The organism is Brenneria roseae subsp. roseae (assembly GCF_003115845.1).
Lineage (GTDB): Bacteria > Pseudomonadota > Gammaproteobacteria > Enterobacterales > Enterobacteriaceae > Brenneria > Brenneria roseae.
This window is the reverse complement of record NZ_KZ819022.1, coordinates 147,360-171,328: the sequence shown is the minus strand read 5'-3', so window position 1 is coordinate 171,328 and position 23,969 is coordinate 147,360. Positions and strand designations below refer to the sequence as shown.

The following is a 23,969-nucleotide window of genomic DNA, read 5'->3' as shown; positions in this document are numbered from 1 at the left end:
CGGCTGCGATCGCAACGTATCGCAGCCAGCGGGATAACGCTGTTTTGCTCAATACGACACTATGTTCGTTCAACGCGACCAAGCGGCTTTACCCTGGTGTTTTTATCAACGGACACATCGCACGTTTCCGGCAACAGGCAGGTAATCAGCCCGGCAATAATCAGGGAGGCGGCCAGTACGCAAACCGCCGTAGCCTGCCCGAAGAAATAGAGCATCACGCCGACCAGATAAGGACCGCAAAAACCGCCCAGATTCCCCAGTCCATTAATCACGCCGCGAGCGCCCCCTGCGACTTCAGGAACGGCAATCCGTCCCGGAATAGACCAGAAAGGCCCGGTTGCCGCTTTCAGGAAGAAACCGCACACCACCAGAGAAATGTAAGACGCGACGGGATAATTTCTGAACAGCACTGAACAAATCAAACCCGCCGCAAAGCAGAACAGCGACAGCATAATGAACAGACGACGTTTACCGGTCTTATCCACCAGAATGGAGATGGCATAAATGCCCAGAATGGTCGCGACAAACGGCAGGATAGCCAGAACGCCCACCGACGCCATGCTGCCGCCGGTCAGGTTTTTCAAAATGGTGGGAAGCCAAAGCGTATAACCATAATCACCTGTTTGATAAAAGAAATTCAGGATAATCAGCTTAACCAGACCATTATTCAGAAACACCTCTTTCAACGGTGCATTGGTCACCGGCGCGATACGGACCCGTTCTTCCCTCTCCCGGGCCAGCTCCGTGATCAGATAATGGCGTTCTTTTTCAGACAGCCATTTGGCCTCTTCAGGACGATCGCTGATAACAAACCACCACATCACCAGAACCACGGCCGACAGCCCGCCTTCCAGAATAAACAGCCAGCGCCAGTCAAGCGCGTTGATGATGAACCCGGATAACGGCGCGGTAAACATGCCGCCCAGCGGGGCAAACATCATGACAAACGCGTTCGCGCGGCCAATTTCTTTTTCCGGAAACCAGTTGCTGACCATCGTCAGAACCACCGGCAGCATCCCGCCTTCCGAAACGCCCAGTAAAAAGCGCAGGAACAACAATTGATAGTGATTGGTTACCAGACCGGTCAGGATGGAAATAATCGCCCACCCGAACAGGGAAAAGGCAATAAATTTCCGACCGCTGCCATGCACCGCCATCCGTCCGCCGGGAATTTGCAGAAACAGATAGCCAATGAAAAATATGCCTCCGGCAAGTCCGGCCATTTGGCTGCCCATGCCTAAATCCGTCTCCATTCCTCCAGGCAGCGCAAAACTGATATTGACCCGGTCCATAAAAGAAATAATACATGCAATCATGATAGGAACGATGACACGTAACCAGCGAGCATTAGGGATCTTATTGTCCATGCTTGTCATGCCTCTTCAAAATAAGAGAAACGATCCTCTGTTGATTAGAACAGTTAATGAGAACAACAGAGGATTGTCCGTACATAAAACAGATAAAAAATTAGTGGCGCGATTAAAGTTAAAAAATAAGTTAATTAATAAATCGCCGTAGGCTCTTTCTCACCTTTAAAATGAGCATCGATATTTGAGAAAACAATATTACTCATCTGAATACGTGTTTCTATTGTCGCACTGGCGATATGCGGTAATAAAACCACATTATCCATGCCAATAAACTCGTCGGGAACATGAGGCTCATTGCTAAATACATCCAATCCTGCGCCGGCTATTTTTTTCTGCTGCAACGCATCAATAAGATCCTGCTGATTCACCATATTGCCCCGGGCAATATTAATCAGGATGGCGCTTTCAGGCATCAGCGAGAAAATATCAGCATTAATTAATCCTTCACGACCCGGTCCGCCTGAAATAGCGATGACCAGAATATCGCTCTGTTTTGCCAGATCCGGTAATTCCGCGACATATTGATACGGCAGAGCGGGGTTTTCTTTCAAATCGGTATAGGCAATCTGCATGTCAAAACCGGCGGCACGGCGGGCAATTGCGCGGCCGATGTTCCCCATACCAAAAATGCCGATACGTTTTCCCGTCACTTTCGTTCCCAGCGGCAGGCCCGCATGCAGCCATTGGCCGTCCCGCACAAATTTATCGGCCTGGCATAAACGGCGGCAGACGGACAGTATCAACCCTAGCGCGGTATCTGCGACGTCGTCCGTCAACACGCCCGGTGTTGTTGTCACGGCGATGCCCCGCTGACGGGTATATTGCAGATCAACGGCATCGGTTCCCACGCCGAATATGGCGATAACCCCCAGATTCGGCAGTTCTTCAAGCACGCTGTTCGTTACGCCAATATCACCGCGAGTAACGATCCCCTTGATATTTTTACCCTGCGCCGCAAGAAATGCCTGCGGGTTTTCCTGCTCAAAAAGTTTATGTACCGTGAAGTTCGCTTCCAGATTATTCATCAGATGCGGCAAAATCGGCGCCACGACCAGGACAGACTGAGCATCATTTTTCATTACATAACCACCTGATAGATTTAATAAAAATCATTAAAAAAGCACTATCGACACCGGTGTCACCCGTTCGGTTCGCAGTTCAATTCGCTGGTCCGCGCGCAACTGCATATTCCGTTTCTGATAAGGCCTTTTCTTCGTTGCGGTTATCACACCTGTTTTTGATGTTCAATTTTGTGACGGACATCACTGCAAATCATGTTAACAAAATATGTTACTGGTAACGTGATCGCGCCGTCATTTTCCACCGCGCAGCGCAATCCATACCACTCATTCAGGGAAGAAAACGGGCTGCCCGCGGCCATATCCGCATGCAGAAGAAGATGGCGTCAGTGAAAATCACAGCGTACCGCCGAGCGAAATACGATAATGCAGGTCAACATATTCAATAGTAGGAATCTGATTGATTTTCTTAAGTAAAATCTCTGCGGCAACTTTCCCCATCTCAAAACGGGGGGTAATGACGCTGGCCATGACCGGCGTTGTCGCCTGACCAATATCAAGACCATGAAACCCGGATATCGCCATCTGAGCCGGGACATCAAGTGACAGTCGCAGACATTCCTGTAACACACCGACGGCAATATCATCATTGGTGCAGAAAATCGCATCGGCCTGTGGATACATCTGGCGAGCCAGAGCCAGCATCCCGCCGCCGATTGAAATGGAGGAAACCCGGTTTGGCGTAATATGCATCGGCTGCTCCCCTGCGTCCAACATCGCCTGGCTGTAACCCTGATAACGCTTTCTATCACGCCGGTCAGACATGGAACCAAAATAGACCACCTGCTTTTTCCCACTGGCCAGCAGGGTCGAGGTCATATCATAAGCGGCCCGGTAATTATCAAACCCGACCACAATACGGCCGGGGATCACCTCTAAATCCATCACCTGAGCAACCGGAATGGATGCGGCATTCAGGTATTTATCGGCGCGTAGCGTGTGCTCGGAATCCGTCAGGATCAGGCCGGCGATGGGAAAAGAGAGCAGATTAATGATCTGTTCTTCTTCACGCGCTTTATTGTAATCGTAGTTAACCACCAGCGTCTGATAGCCCTGGGCAAGCGTGACGGATTCAATGCCTGCCAGCAGATCGGAAAAAATCTGGTTATTAAAAGAAGGCACCAGAACGCCGATACGGGGGCTGCGCACGCCTCCCGCGTCAGGCTGGCTATCCGGTGTAAAATTCACTTCGGCCATAACCTGAGCGATACGCTCGCCGGTTTCTGGCGACACCTTATCCGGAGTACGCAAATAGCGGCTCACTGTCATTTTCGTTACGCCTGCCAGTAAAGCGATATCCTGTAACGTAACACGCTGGTTTTTCATGCCGGAGTCCCAGAGAAATACCGTAAGTAGATAGCAGGATTATGCCCTGCGATACCCCATCATGGAAAGCATGATACCCCGCCACGTCGGCGGTAACATTCCCTCCATATAAATTAAATTTATTATTTATCAAGTGGTTAAATTAAAATACCCCTCTATTTACTGCAATTATTTATCGCTGTCTCTCATGTGGAGCGGATGAGTGTCACGTAAGCGGTAACATCCCGCAGTAACACTTTTAAAGGTGATCTTCATCACAGTTTTACCTGCCGTAAAACGGTTTCATAATCCCACATAATTTATCGTTTTATTTCGTTATCCGTCATCAATATCGTATTAACCATCATCCAATATTACGTTGTTAATTTTTGGCCCGGTTAATGCTGGATGGTTTTATTCATCCGTGCCGTATTCATGACATTGCGAAATATAAAATAACGTTGACCCTAAACATGATTTACTCAGCCATCAGGAATTATTTATGAAAGATCTGTTTTCACTATCAAAAAAGAAAGTGCTTATTACAGGCTCTGCACAAGGCATCGGCTTTCTGCTGGCTAAAGGTTTATCTGAATTTGGCGCGGAAGTCATTATTAATGATATCACCACCGAACGCGCGGAAAATGCCGTCGGGAAATTACGGGAAGCGGGCTTTCAGGCTCATGCCGCCGCATTTAACGTTACCGACCACGACGCCGTTCAGGAATCGATTCATTACATAGAAGAGAATATTGGCGCCATTGATGTGTTAATTAATAACGCCGGCATCCAGCGTCGCCATCCTTTTACCGAATTTCCGGAAAAAGATTGGGACGATGTCATTAACGTTAATCAAAAATCTGTCTTTTTGGTTTCTCAGGCGGTTTCCCGGTATATGGTGAAACGTCAGAGCGGGAAAATCATTAATATCTGCTCGATGCAGAGTGAATTAGGCCGCGACACCATCACGCCTTACGCCGCATCCAAGGGCGCGGTAAAAATGCTGACGCGGGGCATGTGCGTGGAGCTTGCCCGCCATAACATTCAGGTTAACGGCATCGCTCCCGGCTATTTTAAAACCGAGATGACCAAAGCGCTGGTCGATGATCAGGCATTTACCGGCTGGTTATGTAAACGGACGCCCGCCGCACGCTGGGGAGATCCCGAGGAGTTAATCGGCGCCGCCGTCTATCTCTCCTCCCGGGCATCGGATTTTGTCAACGGACACCTGCTGTTTGTTGACGGTGGCATGCTGGTCGCAGTGTAACTGACAGAGGGTATTATGTCCGGTAAATGTATCATCATCATGGGCGTGTCCGGCACGGGAAAATCCAGCGTCGGACTAGCGCTGGCCAATCATCTCCATGCCAAATTCATCGATGGAGATGACCTGCACCCGCGCGCCAACATCCAGAAAATGGCGTCGGGTCATCCCTTGAACGATGACGACCGTATGCCCTGGCTTGAACGCCTGAGCGATGTGGCCTATAGCCTGCAACAAAAAAACGAGACGGGTATTCTGGTCTGTTCTTCCCTGAAAAAGCGCTATCGCGATCGGCTAAGGGAAGGAAATAACGATTTGGCCTTCCTGTGGCTGCACGGTGACTATGAACTGGTATTGGACCGGATGAAACGCCGCGCGGGTCATTTCATGCCGGAAAGTCTGCTGAGAAGTCAGTTTGCTACCCTTGAGTGCCCCGATGAGCGGGAAACCGACGTTATCCCTATCGATATCGCCACGTCATTTGACGGCGTGGTCAACCGCTGCGTGACGGCGTTGCCCCAGGAGACAACGCCGCAATACGCCTGAAAATACACGCCATACCCACAGGTTTCGAGGTGCCGGCGAGCGGCAGGCCTTTGAAAGATAAAGGGTATAAAAACAAGGATTGATTATGATCGTCGACACACTTGAAAACGCGCTGGACAACCCCGGTTATCCCGATGCCATTCGCCGGACGCTTAACGCTATCAGTAAGCTGGATCTTGCCACGCTCCCCGCGGGCGAACAGGACATTGAAGGCCGTGAAATTTATCTGAACCATATCATCGGGCAGACGAAGCCCCTGCATGAACAGAAGCCGGAATTACATCGTTACTACATTGATCTTCATTTTCTAATCGAAGGCCATGAATATATCGGTGCGGCGCCCGGAACTCAGGGACAATCCCCGACCATGGAATTCGACACCGAGCGGGACTATGGTTTCTATGAAAACATCAGCAACGAAACGCTGCTGGCCTTATCACCCGGCGACTTCGCCTTGTTATTCCCCGGCGAATTACACCGTCCGATGGCGACGCTGACGCAACCCGCGCCGCTGCGCAAACTGGTTGTAAAAATCGCGGCGCACCTGCTGCAAGATTGATTTAACCGTTCACCCGAAATACCCAATGCCACCTTGCCACCTACCCTGCCAGGACAAGGTGGCATTTCTGTGATAATATCCAGCCCGTCTCGCAAGTCGAAATACCCCCCTACAAACCCTGACACATCTTCCACATTTCCTTCATTTTTGTCCTGTATGAACTGTTTAAACTAGTATGATAAACCTGGTTTATGTAGTGTCTTGTTTTTTATGGAGCCTGAGCCGTTCTCAGCGCAATCTGGAGAGATTAATCCAATTATTATGAATGCCAAACGCCTCTCACGTCTGTTGATACTCGTTGCCGCCATCATCATTGCAGCCCTGCTGCTCTGGAGACATTTCAGTCAACCCCAGGCCGTTGCAGGTCCGGGAGGAAACAGCACCGCGCAACAGTCACGCGAAGGCGGCAGCGCTGGACGACGGGCGGCGATGAGAGTGCTGCCGCCCGTACAGGCGGCGTTGACGCAATCGGCCGCCGTCCCTTACTACCTGTCCGGCCTCGGCACCGTGACCGCCGCCAACACCGTGACCATCCGCAGCCGCGTGAGCGGTGAATTGATGGCCCTGCACTTTCAGGAAGGGCAGCAGGTCAACGCGGGCGATTTACTGGCAGAGATTGATCCGCGTCCTTTTCAGGTTGAGCTGACTCAGGCTCAGGGCCAACTGGCAAAAGATCGGTCGGTGCTGGAAAATGCTCGTCAGGATTTATCCCGTTATCAGCAACTGGTGAAAACCAACCTGATTTCCCGTCAGGAACTGGATGCGCAAATTGCGCAGGTCCGTCAGGCGGAAGGCACCCTGAAGGCCGATGAGGGCGCGGTGGCCAGTGCAGAACTCCAGTTGGCCTACAGCAAAATTACCGCGCCCATCAGCGGCCGGGTCGGTCTGAAACAGGTGGACGTGGGGAATTACATCACCAGCGGCGATACCAACGGACTTATCGTCATCACGCAGACACACCCTATTGATGTGGTGTTTACCGTACCGGAAGGTGAAATCGCCACGATTCTGAATGCGCAAAAATCGGGCCAGTCGCCGATAGTCGAGGCCTGGGATCGCGCCAATCAGAAAAAGCTGTCGCAGGGCAGCCTGCTCAGCATGGACAACCAGATCGATACCACCACCGGCACCATTAAGCTCAAAGCGCGCTTTGAAAATCTGGATGATGCCTTGTTCCCTAATCAGTTCGTCAACATCCGTATGAAGGTTGATACGCTGCAAAATGCCGTGGTTGCTCCGGCCGCCGCCGTGCAAATGGGCAACGAAGGCCGTTTTGTCTGGATACTGAATGATAAACAGGAAGTCAGCAAACGACAGGTGACAACCAGCATTCAATACGGTCAGCAAATCGTGATTACCGCAGGTTTGGATGCCGGGGTGCAGGTCGTTACCGATGGTATTGACCGTCTGACGGAAGGGGCAAAAGTCGAGGTGCTGCCCTCGGCCAAAATAGAGCAAACACCGGTAACCACCGGGGAGAAATCCTGATGCAGGATACCGTGCCAGCCAGTGGTGGCGGACCATCACGGCTTTTTATACTGCGTCCGGTCGCCACCACGCTGCTGATGATCGCCATCCTGCTGGCGGGGATCATCGGCTATCGCGCGCTGCCCGTTTCGGCCCTGCCGGAAGTGGATTACCCGACGATTCAGGTTATCACCCTTTACCCCGGCGCCAGTCCCGAGGTGATTACCTCGGCGATTACCGCACCGTTGGAGCGGCAGTTCGGCCAGATGTCAGGGCTGAAACAGATGTCGACTCAGAGTTCGGGCGGGGCGTCGGTCATCACCCTGCAATTCCAGCTTGAACTGTCGCTGGATATTGCGGAACAGGATGTGCAGGCCGCCATTAACGCGGCGACCAATCTGCTGCCGACCGATCTGCCCTATCCGCCGACCTACAGCAAGGTAAACCCGGCCGATCCGCCGATTATGACGCTGGCGGTCACCTCCAGCGCCATGCCGATGACGCAGGTTCAGGACATGGTCGATAATCGTATCGCGCAGAAAATCTCGCAGGTGGCCGGCGTCGGTCTGGTTTCGCTGGCGGGCGGACAACGCCCTGCGGTCCGGGTGAAACTGAACGCGCCGGCGCTGGCGGCCTATGGGTTAACCAGCGAAACGATCCGCACGGCGATCACCGCCGCCAACGTCAATTCCGCCAAAGGCAGCCTCGACGGCCCGACGCGCTCCGTCACGCTCTCCGCCAACGATCAGATGAAATCCGTTGAAGATTACCGGCAGCTGATTGTCGCCTGGAATAATGACGCGCCGGTACGTCTGCGTGACGTCGCCACCATCGAACAGGCTGCGGAGAATACCCATCTGGCCGCCTGGGCCAATCGACAGCAAGCGATCATTATCAACGTTCAGCGCCAACCGGGCGCCAACGTGATCACCACCACCGACAATATCCGCAACATGCTGCCGGGATTGACGGCCAGCCTGCCGAAAACGGTTGAGGTCACCACGCTGACCGATCGCACCACCAGCATCCGGGCATCCGTCAAAGATGTACAATTCGAGCTGCTGCTGGCTATCGCGCTGGTCGTGATGGTGATTTACCTGTTTCTGCGTAATGCGGTTGCCACGCTGATCCCAAGCATCGCGGTGCCGCTCTCGCTGGTTGGCTCGTTTGCCGCCATGTATTTCCTCGGTTTTTCCATCAACAACCTGACGCTGATGGCGCTCACCATCGCGACCGGTTTTGTGGTGGATGATGCGATCGTGGTCATCGAAAACATTACCCGCTATATCGAAAAGGGGGAAAAACCGCTTAATGCGGCGTTGAAAGGCGCCGGGGAAATCGGTTTTACCATTATTTCATTGACGTTCTCGCTGATTGCCGTACTGATCCCGCTGCTGTTTATGGGTGACATCATTGGCCGTCTGTTTCGGGAATTCGCCATCACGCTGGCCGTCTCCATTCTGATTTCAGCGGTGGTCTCGCTCACCCTCACCCCCATGATGTGCGCCCGGATGCTCAGCCATCAGTCACTTCACAAACAGAACCGCTTTACCCGCGCCAGCGAACGGTTCTTTACCAGACTGGTGGAGGCGTATGGTCGTTATCTGCGCAAAGTACTGAATCATCCATGGCTGACGCTGAGCGTCGCATTAGGCACCCTGCTGATGACCATCCTGCTCTACCTGTGGATCCCCAAAGGATTTTTCCCGGTACAGGACAACAGTATTATTCAGGGAACCGTGCAGGCGCCGCAGTCCGTCTCCTTCAGTAATATGGCGGATCGTCAGCAGCAGGTGACGTCGATCATCATGAAGGATCCGGCGGTACAGAGCGTCTCCTCCTTCGTGGGCGTTGACGGCACCAATGCGGCGCTGAACAGCGGCCGTTTACAGATCAATCTGCGGCCGCTCAGTGAACGCAGCGAACGTATTCCCGAAATCATTAGCCGGCTGCAACAGCAGACCGCACAGATCCCCGGGATTCAGCTTTACCTGCAACCGGTGCAGGATTTGACTATCGATACCCAGGTCAGCCGCACGCAATATCAGTTTACGTTGCAGGCCATGTCGCTGGACGAACTGAGTCTGTGGGTGCCGCAGCTGATGGCGGAGCTGCAAAAACTGCCGCAGTTGGAAGACGTCAGCAGCGACTGGCAGGATCGGGCGCCGATTGCCTATGTCAACGTCAACCGCGACAGCGCCAGCCGTCTGGGCATTACCATGTCGCAGGTCGACAGCGCGCTGTATAACGCGTTCGGACAACGTCTGGTTTCCACAATTTATACGCAGGCCAGCCAGTATCGCGTCGTGCTGGAACACAACACCGCCAACAACAACGGTCTGGACGCGCTGAATGACATACGGTTAATCAGCAGCGACGGCGGCACCATTCCACTGAACAGCATCGCGACCGTTGAGGAGCGTCAGGGGCCTTTGGCGATCAATCGCATCGATCAATTTCCCTCAACCACCATCTCCTTTAACGTGAGCAGCAGCTACTCACTGGGTGAAGCGGTGGATGCCATCACCCAGGCGGAACAGCAGATGAATCTGCCTGCGGATATCACGACCCGTTTCCAGGGCAGTACGCTGGCGTTTCAGGCGGCGCTGAGCAGCACCGTCTGGCTGATCGTGGCGGCCGTTGTCGCCATGTACATTGTGCTTGGCGTGCTGTATGAAAGTTTTATCCATCCGGTAACCATCCTCTCGACCTTACCCACCGCGGGAGTGGGGGCGTTGCTGGCGCTGATGATGGCGGGCAGCGAACTGGATGTGATCGCCATTATCGGCATCATTCTGCTGATCGGTATCGTGAAGAAGAACGCCATTATGATGATCGACTTCGCGCTGGCCGCCGAACGGGAACAGGGCATGACCCCCTATGACGCCATCTATCAGGCTTGTCTGTTGCGTTTTCGTCCGATCCTGATGACCACCATGGCGGCGCTGCTCAGCGCCTTGCCGCTGATGCTCAGCACCGGCGTGGGTGCGGAGCTACGGCAACCGCTGGGAATCTGTATGGTCGGCGGTCTGGTGATGAGCCAGATCCTGACCCTGTTTACCACCCCGGTGATTTATCTGCTGTTTGACAGGCTGGCGCTGCATTTACGCCGTGCGCCGCGTCAGGAGGAAGAAACCGAGTGAAGTTCTTCGCCCTGTTCATTCACCGGCCGGTTGCCACCACGCTGCTGACATTGGCTATCGCCATCTGTGGCGTGATTGGGTTTCGCCTGCTGCCGGTTTCTCCTCTGCCGCAGGTGGATTTCCCGGTGATCTCGATCAGTGCCTCGCTGCCGGGCGCCTCGCCGGAAACCATGGCCTCCTCGGTCGCCACGCCGCTGGAGCGTTCTTTGGGCCGGATTGCCGGCGTCAGCGAAATGACGTCCACCAGTTCGCTCGGTAGTACGCGCATTATTCTGGTGTTCAACCTCGATCGGGATATCAACGGCGCCGCCCGTGATGTACAGGCCGCCATCAACGCCGCCCAGAATATGTTGCCGTCAGGCATGGCGAGTCGTCCGACCTATCGGAAGGTCAACCCGTCCGATGCGCCGATTATGATCCTGACGCTGTCTTCCGATACCTATGATCAGGGACAGCTCTACGATTTTGCATCAACCCAACTGGCGCAGAAAATTTCCCAGATGGAGGGCGTGGGGGATGTTTCGATCGGCGGCAGTTCGCTGCCCGCAGTGCGTGTGGCGCTCAATCCGCTGGCGCTGTTTAATCAGGGGATTTCGCTGGATGACGTGCGTCAGGCCATCAGTCAGGCCAATGTTCGTCAACCGCTCGGCAATATCGAAAACCACCAGCAAAACTGGCAGATACAGACCAACGATGAACTGAAGACCGCCGACGTCTACAAGCCGTTGATTATTCACTACAGCAACGGGGCCGCCGTACGGCTGAGCGATGTGGCGACGGTGGAAAATTCGGTGCAAGATGCGCGTAACGCCGGCATGTCCAATTCCAAACCCGCCATTCTGGTGATGATCCGCCGCACCCCCGACGCCAACATCATCAATACCGTAGATAATGTGCGCGCCGCCCTGCCGGAACTGCGCGCCAGCCTGCCCGCGGCGATCCAGCTCGACGTTGCTCAGGATCGCTCGCCGACCATCCGCGCCTCGCTCGCCGAGGTCGAACAATCGCTGGTGATTGCCGTCGCGCTGGTCATTCTGGTGGTATTCCTGTTCCTGCGTTCCGGGCCCGCCACCCTCATTCCTGCGGTAGCCGTTCCGGTTTCCCTGATCGGCACCTTCGCCGCCATGTATTTGTGCGGGTTCAGTCTGAATAACCTGTCACTGATGGCGCTCACCATCGCGACCGGTTTTGTGGTGGATGACGCGATTGTGGTGCTGGAAAATATTTCCCGTCACATTGAAGCAGGGATGAAGCCGATGCAAGCCTCGTTGCAAGGGGTACGCGAAGTCGGTTTCACCGTGTTGTCGATGAGTCTGTCGCTGGTGGCGGTTTTCATCCCGCTGTTGCTGATGGATGGCTTACCGGGCCGGCTGTTCCGGGAATTTGCCGTAACGCTGTCGGTGGCGATCATGATTTCTCTGCTGATTTCACTCACGCTGACCCCCATGATGTGCGCCCGGCTGCTGCGGGCCGTGCCCAAACAAAGCCAACCGCGTAAACGCGGTTTCAGCCGGGTTATCACGGCGGTACAGCGGCACTACGGCCGTTCGCTCAAGTGGGTGCTTAACCATACCCGCTGGGTATTGATGCTGTTGCTGGGAACGATGGCGCTGAGTGTCTGGCTGTATATCAGCATCCCAAAAACCTTTTTCCCCGAGCAGGATACCGGCAGGCTTATGGGGTTCATTCAGGCGGATCAAAGCATCTCCTTCCAGGCAATGAAAGTGAAGCTACAGGATTTCATGACCATCGTCCGCAGCGATCCCGCCGTGGATAACGTGACCGGCTTTACCGGCGGGACGCGAACCAACAGCGGTTCGATGTTTATTTCCCTCAAGCCGCTGTCCGAACGCGATGTCAGCGCCCAGCAGGTCATCAGCCGCCTGCGGATCAAACTGTCGAAAGAACCGGGAGCCAACCTGTTTTTAACGCCGGTGCAGGATATCCGCATCGGCGGGCGTGAAGCGAATGCAAGCTACCAGTTCAGCCTGTTGTCTGACGATCTCGGCGATCTGCGCGCCTGGGAGCCGAAAATCCGCGAGGCCCTGAGCAAGCTGCCCGAACTGGCCGATGTGAACTCCGATCAGCAGAATAAAGGATCGGAAATGGCGCTGTCCTATAATCGCGATGCCATGGCGCAGTTGGGGATCAGCGTTTCCAGCGTCAATGCGCTATTGAACAATGCGTTCGGCCAGCGTCAGATCTCCACCATTTATCAGCCGCTCAATCAGTACAAGGTGGTGATGGAAGTGGATTCCGCCTATACGCAGGATGTGAGCTCGCTGGATAAAATGTTTGTCATCAGCGCTGACGGTAAACCGATCCCGCTCTCTTACTTTGCCAGCTGGCAGCCAATTAACGCGCCGCTGTCGGTCAACCATCAGGGATTGTCTGCGTCTTCAACCATTGCCTTTAACTTACCGGAAGGGGGGACGCTTTCCGAAGCGACCGCCGCGATTGAGCGGGCAATGACCTCGCTGGGCGTGCCTTCCACCGTGCGGGGACAGTTCGCCGGTACGGCGCAGGCTTTCCAGCAGTCGCAATCTTCTCAGCTGGTGTTGATTCTGGCGGCGATCGTTACGGTCTATATTGTACTGGGTGTGCTATACGAAAGTTACGTGCATCCGTTAACCATTCTCTCCACGCTGCCTTCAGCCGGCGTGGGGGCGTTACTGGCGCTGGAGTGGTTTGATGCGCCGTTCAGTTTGATCGCGCTGATTGGAATCATGCTGCTGATAGGTATCGTTAAAAAGAATGCGATTATGATGGTGGATTTTGCATTGGTGGCGCAGCGTACTGGCGGACTCAGCGCCAAAGACGCTATCTTTCAGGCCAGCCTGCTGCGCTTCCGCCCGATTATGATGACCACGCTGGCCGCGCTGTTTGGCGCCCTGCCGTTGGTTCTTACCAGCGGCGACGGCGCCGAGCTGCGCCAGCCGCTGGGGATTACCATTGTCGGCGGACTGGTGATGAGCCAGCTACTCACGCTCTACACCACGCCGGTGGTGTACCTGTTCTTTGATAAACTGCGGAATTTGCGGCGCAAGAAACCGATACCAATAAATAGAGAAAGCCGCGCTAATTAGCACAAATCCGGCGTGAAAGGGGCTGGGCCGGGAGAGATGCCTTCAGAACGAGCCGCCATAGCGTGTTGATAAACGTGTATATTTTCCATTCAGTCACCAGGAGAATCCTGAAGAATGATCACTCAGCCCGCCTCGGTGCGCTGGCAACTCTGGATCGTCGCCTTCGGCTTTTTTATGCAAACGCTGGATACCACCATCGTGAATACCGCGCTGCCGTCGATGGCCGCCAGCCTGAATGAAAGCCCGTTGCATATGCACTCGGTGATTGTGTCCTATGTGCTGACCGTCGCCGTCATGCTGCCGGCCAGCGGCTGGCTGGCCGATCGGATCGGCGTTAAAAATATCTTTTTCTCCGCCATCCTGCTCTTTACGCTGGGTTCGCTGTTGTGCGCCCGTTCTGAAACCCTGAACGAATTACTGATCTCCCGTGTGATTCAGGGCGTCGGCGGGGCAATGATGGTGCCGGTCGGACGCCTGACCGTCATGAAGATTGTGCCGCGCGATCAGTATATGGCGGCGATGACCTTCGTGACCCTTCCCGGTCAGATTGGTCCGCTGATGGGGCCGGCCCTCGGCGGTTTTCTGGTGGAATACGCCAGCTGGCACTGGATCTTCCTGATCAATCTGCCGGTGGGAATTGCCGGCGCGCTGGCCACCTGGTTTCTGATGCCGAACTACACCATGCAAACGCAGCGTTTCGATATTCGCGGTTTTCTGTGGCTCGCCGTGGGGATGGCGACGTTGACGCTGGCGCTGGACGGACACAACAATCTCGGCATTCCGCCCATTGTTATTTTCGCCTTGATCGTCGTCGGGCTGATTTCCCTGCTGAGCTATTGGCTGCACGCCCGCAACAACAGCCGGGCGCTGTTTAACCTGCAACTGTTCAATACGCAAACCTTTTCCATCGGTTTGACCGGCGGGCTGCTGGCCCGCATCGGCAGCGGCATGCTGCCATTCACCACGCCGCTGTTCCTGCAACTGGGAATGGGATTTTCACCGTTTCATGCCGGGCTGATGATGATCCCCATGGTGCTGGGCAGCATGGGGATCAAACGCGTCGTGGTGCAAATCGTGAATCGGTTTGGCTATCGCCGTATGCTGGTGGCCTCGACCTTACTGCTGGCGCTGGTGACGCTGCTCTTTGCGCTGGTGGCGTTAATGAACTGGATGTGGCTGCTGCCCGTGGTGCTGTTTTTCCTCGGCACCGTGAATTCAATTCGCTTTTCCTGCATGAATACGCTGACGCTGAAAGATCTGCCGGATGCCCTTGCCAGCGGCGGCAACAGCCTGCTTTCCATGACCATGCAGCTCTCCACCAGTCTGGGCGTCAGCGTGGCCGGGATTTTGCTGGGGATGTTTTCACAGCAGCATATGAACATGGGCGCATCAGAAACGCACGCCGTGTTCCTCTATACCTATCTCAGCATGATGGTCATCATCGCGCTGCCGGCCCTGATTTTTAATCGCGTACCGCCGGATACCATCAAACAGTCGACGCTTTCCCGTCGGTCGTGAGGTTGCTATGAAATTCGGAATTACCGCCAAGCTTTTCCTCGCCATTTTCGCCACCTGTATGCTGGTCTTGATCACCATGCACTGGGGCGTGCGCATGAGCTTCGAGCGCGGATTTATTGACTACATCAAGAACGGCAACGAACAACGGGTCATTCAGTTGCGTGACGCGCTGGCCGAGCAATATCAGCTGCGAGGCGACTGGTCGTTTCTGCGAAATAACGAACGGCTGGTTTTTAAAATGCTGCATTCGATGGATCAGAGTACTGACGACAACAATACCAGCAACAGCATGCAGGGCTGGCGAGTACGCCTCTGGGTGCTGGATGCCGCCAAAAACAGGCTGTTTGGTTCTCCGGCGCCGGTATCCAGGGATAGCACGTGGCAGCCGATTATCGTCCAGAATCAGACGGTCGGCTGGATTGTCGCCTCTCCCATCGAACGGCTAACCCGCGATGCCGATATCAATTTTGACAAGCAGCAGCAGCGAACCAGCTGGCTGATTGTCGCGCTGTCGACCCTGCTGGCCATTATTGTGACCTGGTTAACCGCACGCGGTCTGCTGGCCCCGGTAAAACGGCTGGTAAACGGCATACACCATCTGGCCGCCGGAGATTTTAGCGCACGCGTATCCGCCAGTACGCACGATGAACTCGGCCGTCTGGCACAGGATTTTAATCAGCTCGCCAGTGCATTAGAAAAAAATGAACAGTCCCGACGGGATTTCATGGCCGATGTTTCCCACGAACTGCGCACGCCGCTGGCCGTACTGCGTGGAGAACTCGAGGCGTTACAGGATGGCGTTCGGCAACCTAATGCCAATTCGCTGAGTTCGCTACAGGCGGAAGTGGCGACGTTAACCAAGCTGGTCGACGATCTTCACCAGCTGTCGTTCTCCGATCTGGGCGCGCTGGCCTATCGCAAGGTTCCCGTGGATATTGTGCAACTGCTGCATATCGCGATTGCCGCATTCAGCGATCGCTATCAGAAAAAACACATAACGCTGACGATGGACTGTCCTTCGCCATCCCCGGTTTTACAGGCACCGGTTTTACAGGCTATGGTTTTACAGGCTATGGTTTTACAGGCTACGGTTTTCGGCGATCCGGATCGATTGAGCCAGCTGTTTAATAACCTGCTGGAAAACAGCCTGCGCTATACTGATGAGCAAGGGAAACTGGCTATCCAGGTTGCGCTGCGTCAGAAGCAGCTGCTGATAACCTGGCAGGACAGCGCCCCCGGCGTCACCGATGAACAGCTTACGCTGATTTTTGAACGGTTTTACCGGGCGGAAAGCTCGCGCAATCGCGCCAGCGGCGGCTCCGGACTGGGGTTGGCCATTTGCAATAATATCGTTGAGGCTCATGGCGGACGACTGTATGCTGAACACTCCTCATGGGGTGGCCTGTTGATTACCGTCGAGCTACCTTTACATTCATCGGAATAACGCGTCACAACAGAACCCGGAATAATGACAACTGAATCGACTTTCGCTAATCCTTTACCCGTATTGATCGTTGAAGACGAGCCAAAGCTGGGACAATTACTGGTCGATTATCTTCAGGCGGCAGATTATCAAACCCACTGGATCACCAACGGCAGTGACGTCGTTGATTGGGTACGAAAAAATCCACCCGCCCTGATTCTGCTGGATCTGATGCTGCCGGGCTGCGATGGCCTGACCATCTGCTGCACCATCCGTCAGTTCTCCAACGTGCCCATCATTATGGTGACCGCCCGCAGCGAAGAGATCGATCGCCTGCTCGGGTTGGAAATCGGCGCGGATGATTACATTTGCAAACCCTTCAGCCCACGCGAAGTGGTGGTCAGAGTCAGGACCTTACTCCGCCGCTGCGGCTGGCAAAACGATCCCCGCCAACCGATGGAGAAAACCGCGTTACTGATCGATAAAAGCGGTTTTCAGGCCAGCTACCTCGGCCAGAATCTCGACCTGACCCCGGCAGAGTTCAGGCTGTTAAAAACATTATCCACCGAACCGGGCAAGGTTTTTTCCCGTGAGGAACTGCTGGATAAACTCTATGACGACTACCGCGTCGTCACCGATCGCACGATCGATAGCCACATCAAGAACCTGCGCCGCAAACTGGAACAGCTTGATGAGGAAACCTCCTTTATCCGCACCGTTTACGGGATGGGCTATCGCTGGGAAGCGGCGCCCTGTGAGGAGGTTTAAACCAGGCCACGTTTCATCAAATTGAAACATGATGCACGGGCAACGCCGGGGCGAGGCCCATTTAGAGGATAATACGATGTCAGGTTTAGTAGACGGCAAATGGGTCAGCGGCGATGTCGCGGCCGAAGAAATAAAAAACGGCGCCTTTCATCGGCAGAAAACCAGATTCCGGCAAACCGAGATTGTTCCTGAAGCCGGGCGTTACCAGCTTTTTGTCTCGTATCTCTGTCCGTGGGCATCGCGTACGCTGATTTTCCGCAAGTTGAAAACGCTGGAGAAGATCATTCCGGTCTCCATAGCAGAGCCGCGCATCGGCGATAACGGCTGGGAATTTTCTACCCCGCAGGATGCGGGAGAACATGTTGCGCCCATTCGTTTTCTGCACCAGCTTTACACCGCCAGCGAGCCGCACTATACGGGAAAAGTCTCGGTTCCCGTACTGTGGGATCGTCAGGAAGGCCGGATTATTAACAATGAATCCTCAGAAATCATCCGCATTCTGAACGATGCCTTTAACGATCTGAACGATAACCGTCTGGATTTTTACCCGGCCGCCCTGCGTGGCGAGATCGATAGCTGGAATGAAACGATCTATCACAATGTGAACAACGGCGTGTACAAAACGGGCTTCTCCAGAACGCAGAAAAGCTACGATCAATCGGTTACCGCCCTGTTCAGCACCTTGGATGAACTCGAAAAACATCTGGCAACCCATCGCTATATTGCCGGTAATACCCTGACCGAAGCGGACTGGCGTCTGTTCGTTACGCTGATTCGTTTTGATGTCGCCTACCACGGCGCCTTCAAATGTAATCTGCGCCGTATTGAAGATTATCCGAATCTGTCGAACTACCTGCGCGAACTTTATCAGTGGCCGGGTATCGCGGAAACCGTCAACATCGATCATATCAAAGCCGGTTATTACGGCATTTTATGGCTGAATCCTACCGGCATCATTCCAAAAGGTCCGCTGGTTGATCTGTATCGTTTGCATAATCGCGAACAACTTGGCAAGTCGGTTATCGCCAGCCGTTAATCGCCATCATCACGCCCGTGAGGCAATGTGACTTCGCGGGCCGTCACACTTGATGCACATCAAAGAATAGGCCTACTTTTTGTAGACCGTCTGCTGCATTTTTTATTTATTAGCGCTAGAATCGCCGCCTTTACTGCTCCCGCCGGGAGCAGCCTGACTTGTGATCAGAATCGAGAGCTCTCCCATGTTCAAACCGGAATTACTTTCTCCGGCCGGTACGCTGAAAAATATGCGTTACGCCTTTGCCTATGGCGCTGATGCGATTTATGCCGGTCAACCCCGCTACAGCCTGCGAGTCCGCAACAACGAATTCAACCACCAGACGCTGGCGCAAGCCATTACGGAAGCGCACGATCTGGGTAAAAAATTCTATGTTGTGGTCAACATTGCGCCCCACAACGCCAAGCTGAAAACTTTCCTGCGCGATCTGCAACCCGTCGTTGATATGGGGCCGGATGCGTTGATCATGTCCGATCCCGGCTTGATTATGCTGGTACGGGAAAACTTTCCGCAGATGCCGATTCATCTTTCCGTTCAGGCCAACGCCGTGAACTGGGCCACGGTGAAGTTCTGGCAGCAAATGGGGCTCAGCCGCGTAATTTTATCCCGCGAGCTGTCGCTGGAAGAGATCGAGGAAATCCGCAGACAGGTGCCGGAAATGGAGCTGGAGATCTTTGTCCACGGCGCCCTGTGCATGGCCTATTCCGGGCGTTGCCTGCTGTCCGGCTACATCAACAAACGCGACCCCAATCAAGGCACCTGCACCAACGCCTGCCGCTGGGAATATAACGTACAGGAAGGAAAAGAAGACGACGCGGGCAATATTGTCCACCAGCACGAACCCATTGCGGTGAAAAACGTTGAGCCGACGCTGGGTATCGGCGCGCCTACCGACAAAGTCTTTATGCTGGAAGAAAATCAGCGCCCCGGCGAGTACATGAGCGCATTTGAAGACGAGCACGGCACCTACATTATGAACTCCCGCGATTTACGCGCGATTCAGCACGTAGAACGCCTGACGCAAATGCAGGTTCATTCGCTGAAGATCGAAGGCCGCACCAAGTCCTTCTACTACTGTGCCCGCACCGCTCAGGTGTATCGTCGTGCCATTGATGACGCGGCCGCGGGGAAACCCTTCGATCCGACGCTGCTGCAAACGCTGGAAGGTCTGGCCCACCGCGGCTACACCGAAGGTTTCCTGCGCCGCCACGTCCATGAAGATTACCAGAATTACGACTACGGCTATTCCGTCTCCGATCGCCAGCAGTTTGTGGGTGAATTTACCGGCGTGCGCCGTGACGGTCTGGCGGAAGTGGCGGTAAAAAACAAATTTTCCTGCGGCGACAGTGTGGAAATGATGACGCCCGGCGGCAATATTCAGTTCACCATTGAAGCCATGCAAAATGCCAAAGGCCAGGCGGCAGACGTCGCGCCGGGTAACGGACACATTGTCTATTTGCCGGTTCCCGCAGATGTTGCGCTGGAATATGCGCTGCTGTTGCGTAATTTGCCCGGCACCACCACCCGTAATCCAAACGCCAAATAGTCCGGTATGACAACCGATTGCCGCCGGTAATCGGTTGTCAACGCATGACGCACCTTCGTCGTTACCGGATCCGGCAGGCAAAATCACCGATAAAGCGGGATAAATATAGCGGGTATAACCACAAACAACATGGTTTTTGACAAATATTAGAATCGGATCACATCAATGACCAATCCTTCTGGTTAGTATTGCCTTGCTGAGAAAATCTAGAACGAAAAATAAGCGTAGTGATACTACTAGGAACCACCTCCTTGGCCAGCTCAATCTCCCTTGAGCTGGCTTTTTCTTTATCTGTCCCTCAACATATCTCCCGTCGCCACACGATCCTGACTGCACGCGTGCCCCCACGGCGCTCAATTCACCGATTCTTCTGATACCTGTGTTGGTATTTCCTGACTATGATTATCAGGGTTAAATCCGCCGCCTTTCATCTGAATGTCCTGATATGGAGAATGCTATGGATAAACGCCCGATGACTTTACTGATTCTGAACGGGAAAAGCGCAGATAATGAGGAACTTCGTGAGGCGATTGGGGCGCTGCGTCAGGACGGCTATCATCTGGATGTGCGCGTAACCTGGGAATTTGGCGATGCGCAACGCTATGTAGAAGAAGCAATCCGCCTGAAGGCCGACAATGTGATCGCCGCAGGCGGCGATGGCACGGTTAATGAGGTTGCGGCAGCGATTGCCAGACAACCGGAAGGACGACGCCCTTGTCTTGGCATTGTTCCATTGGGAACCGCCAATGACTTCTCGACCAGTTGTCAGATCCCCATCGACCTGCACCACGCGTTGACGCTGGCGATCAAAGGCCGGGCAACGGCGATCGATATGGCGAAAGTGAATGACGAACACTATTTCATCAACATGGCGACAGGCGGATTCACCACGCGGATTACCACAGAAACGCCTGCCAGGATGAAATCGGCGTTGGGGGGCGCGTCTTATGTGCTCCATGCGCTATTCCGCATGGATATGCTGCAATCCGAACGCTGTGAGATCCGCGGGCCGGACTTTAGCTGGTCGGGCGATACGCTGGTCATTGCCGTGGGGAATGGCCGTCAGGCAGGCGGAGGACAACAGCTTTGCCCGGAGGCATTGATTAACGACGGGTTTCTGGAGCTCAGCGTGCTTTCCGCGCAGGAACTGCTGCCCAATATGCTACAGACGTGGTTCACCGGCAGTGAAAACCAGAACATGATTTCCGCTACGTTACCCTGGCTGGAAATCATCGCGCCGGACGAGATGACATTCAATCTGGACGGTGAACCGCTCAGGGCAAAACGTTTTCATATCGAGGTATTGCCCGCCGCCATTCAGTGTCGTTTGCCGCCACAGTGCGCCCTGTTGGGATAGCAGGTATGGCGGCCTGTCGGTATAACCGGAATCGGGATTATTCGCGTTTTAGCCGGTTACTGTTTGCCAGATAAAGCGTCACCACCAGCAACAAAATTGCGCCCGAGTATATCAACGTGTCGCTCGGGCTTTTGTGGTCGACAATAATCAGCCGGATAATCGCAGTAATACCGATATAGATAAAATAGCGCAGCGGAAAATGATATCCGGCCTGGAAATATTTCACGATCAGCGCAATAAACTCAAAATAGAGGAAATAGATAACAATACCTTCGATCAACTGATAGGCAGAGTCCCTCTCGCTGCTGAACAATAATACCTTTGCCAGATGAATGGTTTCCTTGGCCAGAAAAATAACCAGTATGGTGGCCAATAACAGTAATCCGACATTGAGTATCGTCTGAAGTATTTTGGCGATCATGATGCCACGTGTTGAACCTGCCATCGCCTTTCCCTCACTGCTGTTTAACGGCTGCTGGTACTGCCTGCGCTCTTGCTCGCCTGCAAGGTTATTATTCTTATGTGTCACTACTGCCTCTGATCACGATTTACCGACGACTTGTTTATCATCGTGCCGCACGACCTGAGTCCGCGCCACAATGCCAACGGCTTATACTTGTTGTCCTCTTTAAATGCAAATACAGGAATGAAGAAATCAAGGCAAAACGAGTCACCACTTAAAGAGCAACCCGCTTATTTATCAGCAAAAATTACCGGGAGTATGTCAGGATGTCCATGAATTCAGACTATTTTATCCAGGTGATTTTCTTATTCCTTTCTTTCACCACCAGCGATAGAAATGATGTACCGGCCCGATCCCCTGCCCGACCTCCAGCGAATCCGCCTGTTGCAACGCCTGTTGTAAATACGCTTTGGCTTCTCTCACCGTATCCGCCCAGGACGCATGCCGCGGTCGCAATGCCGCAAGCGCGGCGGAGAGGGTACACCCGGTGCCATGCGTATGCCGGGTATTGACTCGCGGGGAGGTAAAACGCAGCGGCGATGCCTGCCGGCTGAACAACCAGTCCGGGCTTTCCTCTTCGCTCAGGTGTCCGCCCTTTATCAATACCGCCTGACACCCCATTGCCAGCAATGCTTCCCCCTGTTCGACCATCTCCCGCTCGCTGGCGGCAGGCTGACAATCAAGCAGCGCGGCGGCCTCCGGCAGGTTCGGCGTAATCAGCGACGCCAGAGGGAGCAATAAACGCCGCAGCGCCTCCACGGCCTCGGGCGAAAGCAGCGGATCGCCGCTTTTCGCCAGCATAACCGTATCCAACACGAGGTAAGGCAGTGGGTAATGATGCAACCGTTCGGCAACGGCTTCAACAATGTCCGCCTGCGCCAGCATCCCAATTTTGGCGCTATCAATACGGACGTCACTCAACACCGAATCCAATTGGGCCGCGACAAAGGCAGGTTCAATCCGGTAGACCGACTGCACGCCGCGCGTGTTCTGCGCCACCAGCGCGGTAATGACCGAGGCGCCATAAGCCCCTAACGCGGAAAACGTTTTTAAATCCGCCTGAATGCCCGCGCCGCCACTGGGATCGGTGCCTGCGATCGTAAGTGCGTTAATCCGTTTCATGTCAGATCCTCCGCACGCAGACCATAAAGCCGGTCGAGAAAGGCCGGGATAAAACTGCCCGGTCCCTGGGCCTGTAACGCAGCCAGTCTGCCGGCCAGCGACATGACATAGCAGGCGGTCGCCACATGCTGCAACCGATCGCCGTCAAGCGCACAGAATCCCGCCGTCACCGCGGATAAGGCGCAGCCGGTTCCGACGACGCGAGTCATGATTTTATCGCCGCCGTTAATCGAAAAATCCCGTTCACCATCGGTGACGTAATCGATTTCTCCCGTCACGGCGACGACGGCAGACAGACGGCGCGCCAGATCGCGAGCGGCTGGCAGCGCACTTAACGAATCGTTGGTACTGTCCACACCGCGTCCCTGTGCGTTCAGCCCGGACAGCGCCATGATCTCTGAGGCGTTTCCACGAACCGCCGCCGGTTTCAGGGCTAATAACTCATGAGAAAACTGCGTGCGGAACGTCAGTCCACCGACGGCGACGGGATCAAGCACCCACGGCGTTCCCGCCTGATTCGCACTGTGAACCGCAGCCAGCATGGCCTCTGCGCGATCCCGCTCCAGCGTCCCTACGTTAATCAGCAGCGCATCCGCCAGCGCGCTGAACTGCGCGGCTTCGCCGGGGTCGACAACCATCGCGGGCGACGCGTTCAACGCCAGCAGGACATTCGCCGTAAACGACTGCACCACATCGTTGGTCAGACAGTGTACAAGCGGAGACAGCGCATGAAATTGTGTTAGACAGGCCGCCGCACAGGCAGCAGGCAAAGGGACAGGTCGAGTATTCATCATTCTCCCAACCGGCGTTCAAGAAGGCGGTAACCGGTTGGGGAATACCGTGACTTCCCTCCGCTGGCATTATCCAGTTCAAATAGAAAGCTAGTGTCTCAGAACATCTAACAAAGTTAAATAGTA

18 protein-coding genes are annotated in these 23,969 nt (G+C 54.3%); 12 read left to right on the top strand and 6 right to left on the bottom strand.

The genetic code is table 11. From position 1 onward, the window contains the following. Positions 1 to 59: 59 nt before the first annotated feature. From DDT52_RS00835 to DDT52_RS00825, 3 genes are all read right to left on the bottom strand, one after another. Positions 60 to 1,367: an MFS transporter gene (locus tag DDT52_RS00835; RefSeq protein WP_136154695.1), complete on the bottom strand. Its 1,308-nt coding sequence runs from the start codon at positions 1,365 to 1,367 to the stop codon at positions 60 to 62. A gap of 134 nt (positions 1,368 to 1,501) precedes the next feature. Beyond that, the gene (locus tag DDT52_RS00830; RefSeq protein ID WP_136154694.1) at positions 1,502 to 2,449 is read right to left on the bottom strand and encodes a 2-hydroxyacid dehydrogenase; all 948 of its coding nucleotides are present in this window, start codon (positions 2,447 to 2,449) and stop codon (positions 1,502 to 1,504) included. A gap of 336 nt (positions 2,450 to 2,785) precedes the next feature. Beyond that, on the bottom strand, positions 2,786 to 3,775 hold the full coding sequence (locus DDT52_RS00825) for a LacI family DNA-binding transcriptional regulator (protein ID WP_136154693.1): 990 nt from the start codon (positions 3,773 to 3,775) through the stop codon (positions 2,786 to 2,788). Between the two features lie 481 nt (positions 3,776 to 4,256). On the opposite strand from DDT52_RS00825, the gene idnO reads away from it, so the two are divergent. The 12 genes from idnO (at position 4,257) to yegS (ending at position 21,467) form a co-directional block, all read left to right on the top strand. Further along, positions 4,257 to 5,021, top strand: coding sequence for a gluconate 5-dehydrogenase (idnO, locus tag DDT52_RS00820; protein WP_109055111.1), 765 nt, complete (start codon positions 4,257 to 4,259; stop codon positions 5,019 to 5,021). Between the two features lie 15 nt (positions 5,022 to 5,036). After that, positions 5,037 to 5,564, top strand: coding sequence for a gluconokinase (locus DDT52_RS00815; RefSeq protein WP_136154692.1), 528 nt, complete (start codon positions 5,037 to 5,039; stop codon positions 5,562 to 5,564). Positions 5,565 to 5,649: 85 nt separating this feature from the next. After that, on the top strand, positions 5,650 to 6,123 hold the full coding sequence (locus DDT52_RS00810; RefSeq protein ID WP_136154691.1) for a NanQ anomerase/TabA/YiaL family protein: 474 nt from the start codon (positions 5,650 to 5,652) through the stop codon (positions 6,121 to 6,123). Between the two features lie 261 nt (positions 6,124 to 6,384). Next, on the top strand, positions 6,385 to 7,611 hold the full coding sequence (locus DDT52_RS00805; RefSeq protein WP_136154690.1) for an MdtA/MuxA family multidrug efflux RND transporter periplasmic adaptor subunit: 1,227 nt from the start codon (positions 6,385 to 6,387) through the stop codon (positions 7,609 to 7,611). Then, on the top strand, positions 7,611 to 10,733 hold the full coding sequence (locus DDT52_RS00800) for an MdtB/MuxB family multidrug efflux RND transporter permease subunit (RefSeq protein WP_136154689.1): 3,123 nt from the start codon (positions 7,611 to 7,613) through the stop codon (positions 10,731 to 10,733). The genes DDT52_RS00805 and DDT52_RS00800 overlap by 1 nt, the downstream gene beginning before the upstream one ends. Then, entirely contained in the window at positions 10,730 to 13,819 is a 3,090-nt protein-coding gene (mdtC, locus tag DDT52_RS00795; protein ID WP_136154688.1) for a multidrug efflux RND transporter permease subunit MdtC, read from the top strand. The genes DDT52_RS00800 and mdtC overlap by 4 nt, the downstream gene beginning before the upstream one ends. 114 nt (positions 13,820 to 13,933) lie before the next feature. Then, positions 13,934 to 15,337: an MFS transporter gene (gene mdtD, locus DDT52_RS00790; RefSeq protein ID WP_210732652.1), complete on the top strand. Its 1,404-nt coding sequence runs from the start codon at positions 13,934 to 13,936 to the stop codon at positions 15,335 to 15,337. 7 nt (positions 15,338 to 15,344) lie between these two features. Further along, on the top strand, positions 15,345 to 16,781 hold the full coding sequence (baeS, locus tag DDT52_RS00785) for an envelope stress sensor histidine kinase BaeS (protein WP_136154687.1): 1,437 nt from the start codon (positions 15,345 to 15,347) through the stop codon (positions 16,779 to 16,781). A gap of 24 nt (positions 16,782 to 16,805) precedes the next feature. Further along, positions 16,806 to 17,528 (top strand): envelope stress response regulator BaeR, encoded by a 723-nt coding sequence (baeR, locus tag DDT52_RS00780; protein ID WP_136154686.1) that lies wholly within the window; start codon positions 16,806 to 16,808, stop codon positions 17,526 to 17,528. A gap of 76 nt (positions 17,529 to 17,604) precedes the next feature. Then, positions 17,605 to 18,564: a glutathione S-transferase family protein gene (locus tag DDT52_RS00775; RefSeq protein WP_136154685.1), complete on the top strand. Its 960-nt coding sequence runs from the start codon at positions 17,605 to 17,607 to the stop codon at positions 18,562 to 18,564. A gap of 184 nt (positions 18,565 to 18,748) precedes the next feature. Continuing rightward, the gene (trhP, locus tag DDT52_RS00770) at positions 18,749 to 20,110 is read left to right on the top strand and encodes a prephenate-dependent tRNA uridine(34) hydroxylase TrhP (protein WP_136154919.1); all 1,362 of its coding nucleotides are present in this window, start codon (positions 18,749 to 18,751) and stop codon (positions 20,108 to 20,110) included. Between the two features lie 457 nt (positions 20,111 to 20,567). Next, positions 20,568 to 21,467 carry a lipid kinase YegS gene (gene yegS, locus DDT52_RS00765; RefSeq protein WP_136154684.1) on the top strand — a complete coding sequence of 300 codons (900 nt, stop codon included), beginning with the start codon at positions 20,568 to 20,570 and terminating at the stop codon, positions 21,465 to 21,467. A gap of 37 nt (positions 21,468 to 21,504) precedes the next feature. Here yegS and psiE read toward each other — a convergent pair whose 3' ends face one another. The 3 genes from psiE to thiM form a co-directional block, all read right to left on the bottom strand. After that, the gene (gene psiE / locus DDT52_RS00760; protein WP_136154683.1) at positions 21,505 to 21,912 is read right to left on the bottom strand and encodes a phosphate-starvation-inducible protein PsiE; all 408 of its coding nucleotides are present in this window, start codon (positions 21,910 to 21,912) and stop codon (positions 21,505 to 21,507) included. 336 nt (positions 21,913 to 22,248) lie between these two features. After that, the gene (thiD, locus tag DDT52_RS00755; protein ID WP_136154682.1) at positions 22,249 to 23,052 is read right to left on the bottom strand and encodes a bifunctional hydroxymethylpyrimidine kinase/phosphomethylpyrimidine kinase; all 804 of its coding nucleotides are present in this window, start codon (positions 23,050 to 23,052) and stop codon (positions 22,249 to 22,251) included. Beyond that, on the bottom strand, positions 23,049 to 23,843 hold the full coding sequence (thiM, locus tag DDT52_RS00750; protein ID WP_136154918.1) for a hydroxyethylthiazole kinase: 795 nt from the start codon (positions 23,841 to 23,843) through the stop codon (positions 23,049 to 23,051). The genes thiD and thiM overlap by 4 nt, the downstream gene beginning before the upstream one ends. Between the last annotated feature and the right edge of the window lie 126 nt (positions 23,844 to 23,969).

Excerpts from the sequence above, each read along its gene's own strand:
- yegS (WP_136154684.1), top strand. The coding sequence starts at position 20,568 with ATGGATAAACGCCCGATGACTTTACTGATTCTGAACGGGAAAAGCGCA.
- idnO (WP_109055111.1), top strand. The coding sequence starts at position 4,257 with ATGAAAGATCTGTTTTCACTATCAAAAAAGAAAGTGCTTATTACAGGC.
- mdtD (WP_210732652.1), top strand. The coding sequence starts at position 13,934 with ATGATCACTCAGCCCGCCTCGGTGCGCTGGCAACTCTGGATCGTCGCC.
- baeS (WP_136154687.1), top strand. The coding sequence starts at position 15,345 with ATGAAATTCGGAATTACCGCCAAGCTTTTCCTCGCCATTTTCGCCACC.
- DDT52_RS00805 (WP_136154690.1), top strand. The coding sequence starts at position 6,385 with ATGAATGCCAAACGCCTCTCACGTCTGTTGATACTCGTTGCCGCCATC.
- baeR (WP_136154686.1), top strand. The coding sequence starts at position 16,806 with ATGACAACTGAATCGACTTTCGCTAATCCTTTACCCGTATTGATCGTT.
- trhP (WP_136154919.1), top strand. The coding sequence starts at position 18,749 with ATGTTCAAACCGGAATTACTTTCTCCGGCCGGTACGCTGAAAAATATG.
- thiD (WP_136154682.1), bottom strand. The coding sequence starts at position 23,052 with ATGAAACGGATTAACGCACTTACGATCGCAGGCACCGATCCCAGTGGC.
- DDT52_RS00825 (WP_136154693.1), bottom strand. The coding sequence starts at position 3,775 with ATGAAAAACCAGCGTGTTACGTTACAGGATATCGCTTTACTGGCAGGC.
- DDT52_RS00775 (WP_136154685.1), top strand. The coding sequence starts at position 17,605 with ATGTCAGGTTTAGTAGACGGCAAATGGGTCAGCGGCGATGTCGCGGCC.
- DDT52_RS00800 (WP_136154689.1), top strand. The coding sequence starts at position 7,611 with ATGCAGGATACCGTGCCAGCCAGTGGTGGCGGACCATCACGGCTTTTT.
- DDT52_RS00815 (WP_136154692.1), top strand. The coding sequence starts at position 5,037 with ATGTCCGGTAAATGTATCATCATCATGGGCGTGTCCGGCACGGGAAAA.
- thiM (WP_136154918.1), bottom strand. The coding sequence starts at position 23,843 with ATGAATACTCGACCTGTCCCTTTGCCTGCTGCCTGTGCGGCGGCCTGT.
- DDT52_RS00810 (WP_136154691.1), top strand. The coding sequence starts at position 5,650 with ATGATCGTCGACACACTTGAAAACGCGCTGGACAACCCCGGTTATCCC.
- DDT52_RS00835 (WP_136154695.1), bottom strand. The coding sequence starts at position 1,367 with ATGGACAATAAGATCCCTAATGCTCGCTGGTTACGTGTCATCGTTCCT.
- DDT52_RS00830 (WP_136154694.1), bottom strand. The coding sequence starts at position 2,449 with ATGAAAAATGATGCTCAGTCTGTCCTGGTCGTGGCGCCGATTTTGCCG.
- psiE (WP_136154683.1), bottom strand. The coding sequence starts at position 21,912 with ATGGCAGGTTCAACACGTGGCATCATGATCGCCAAAATACTTCAGACG.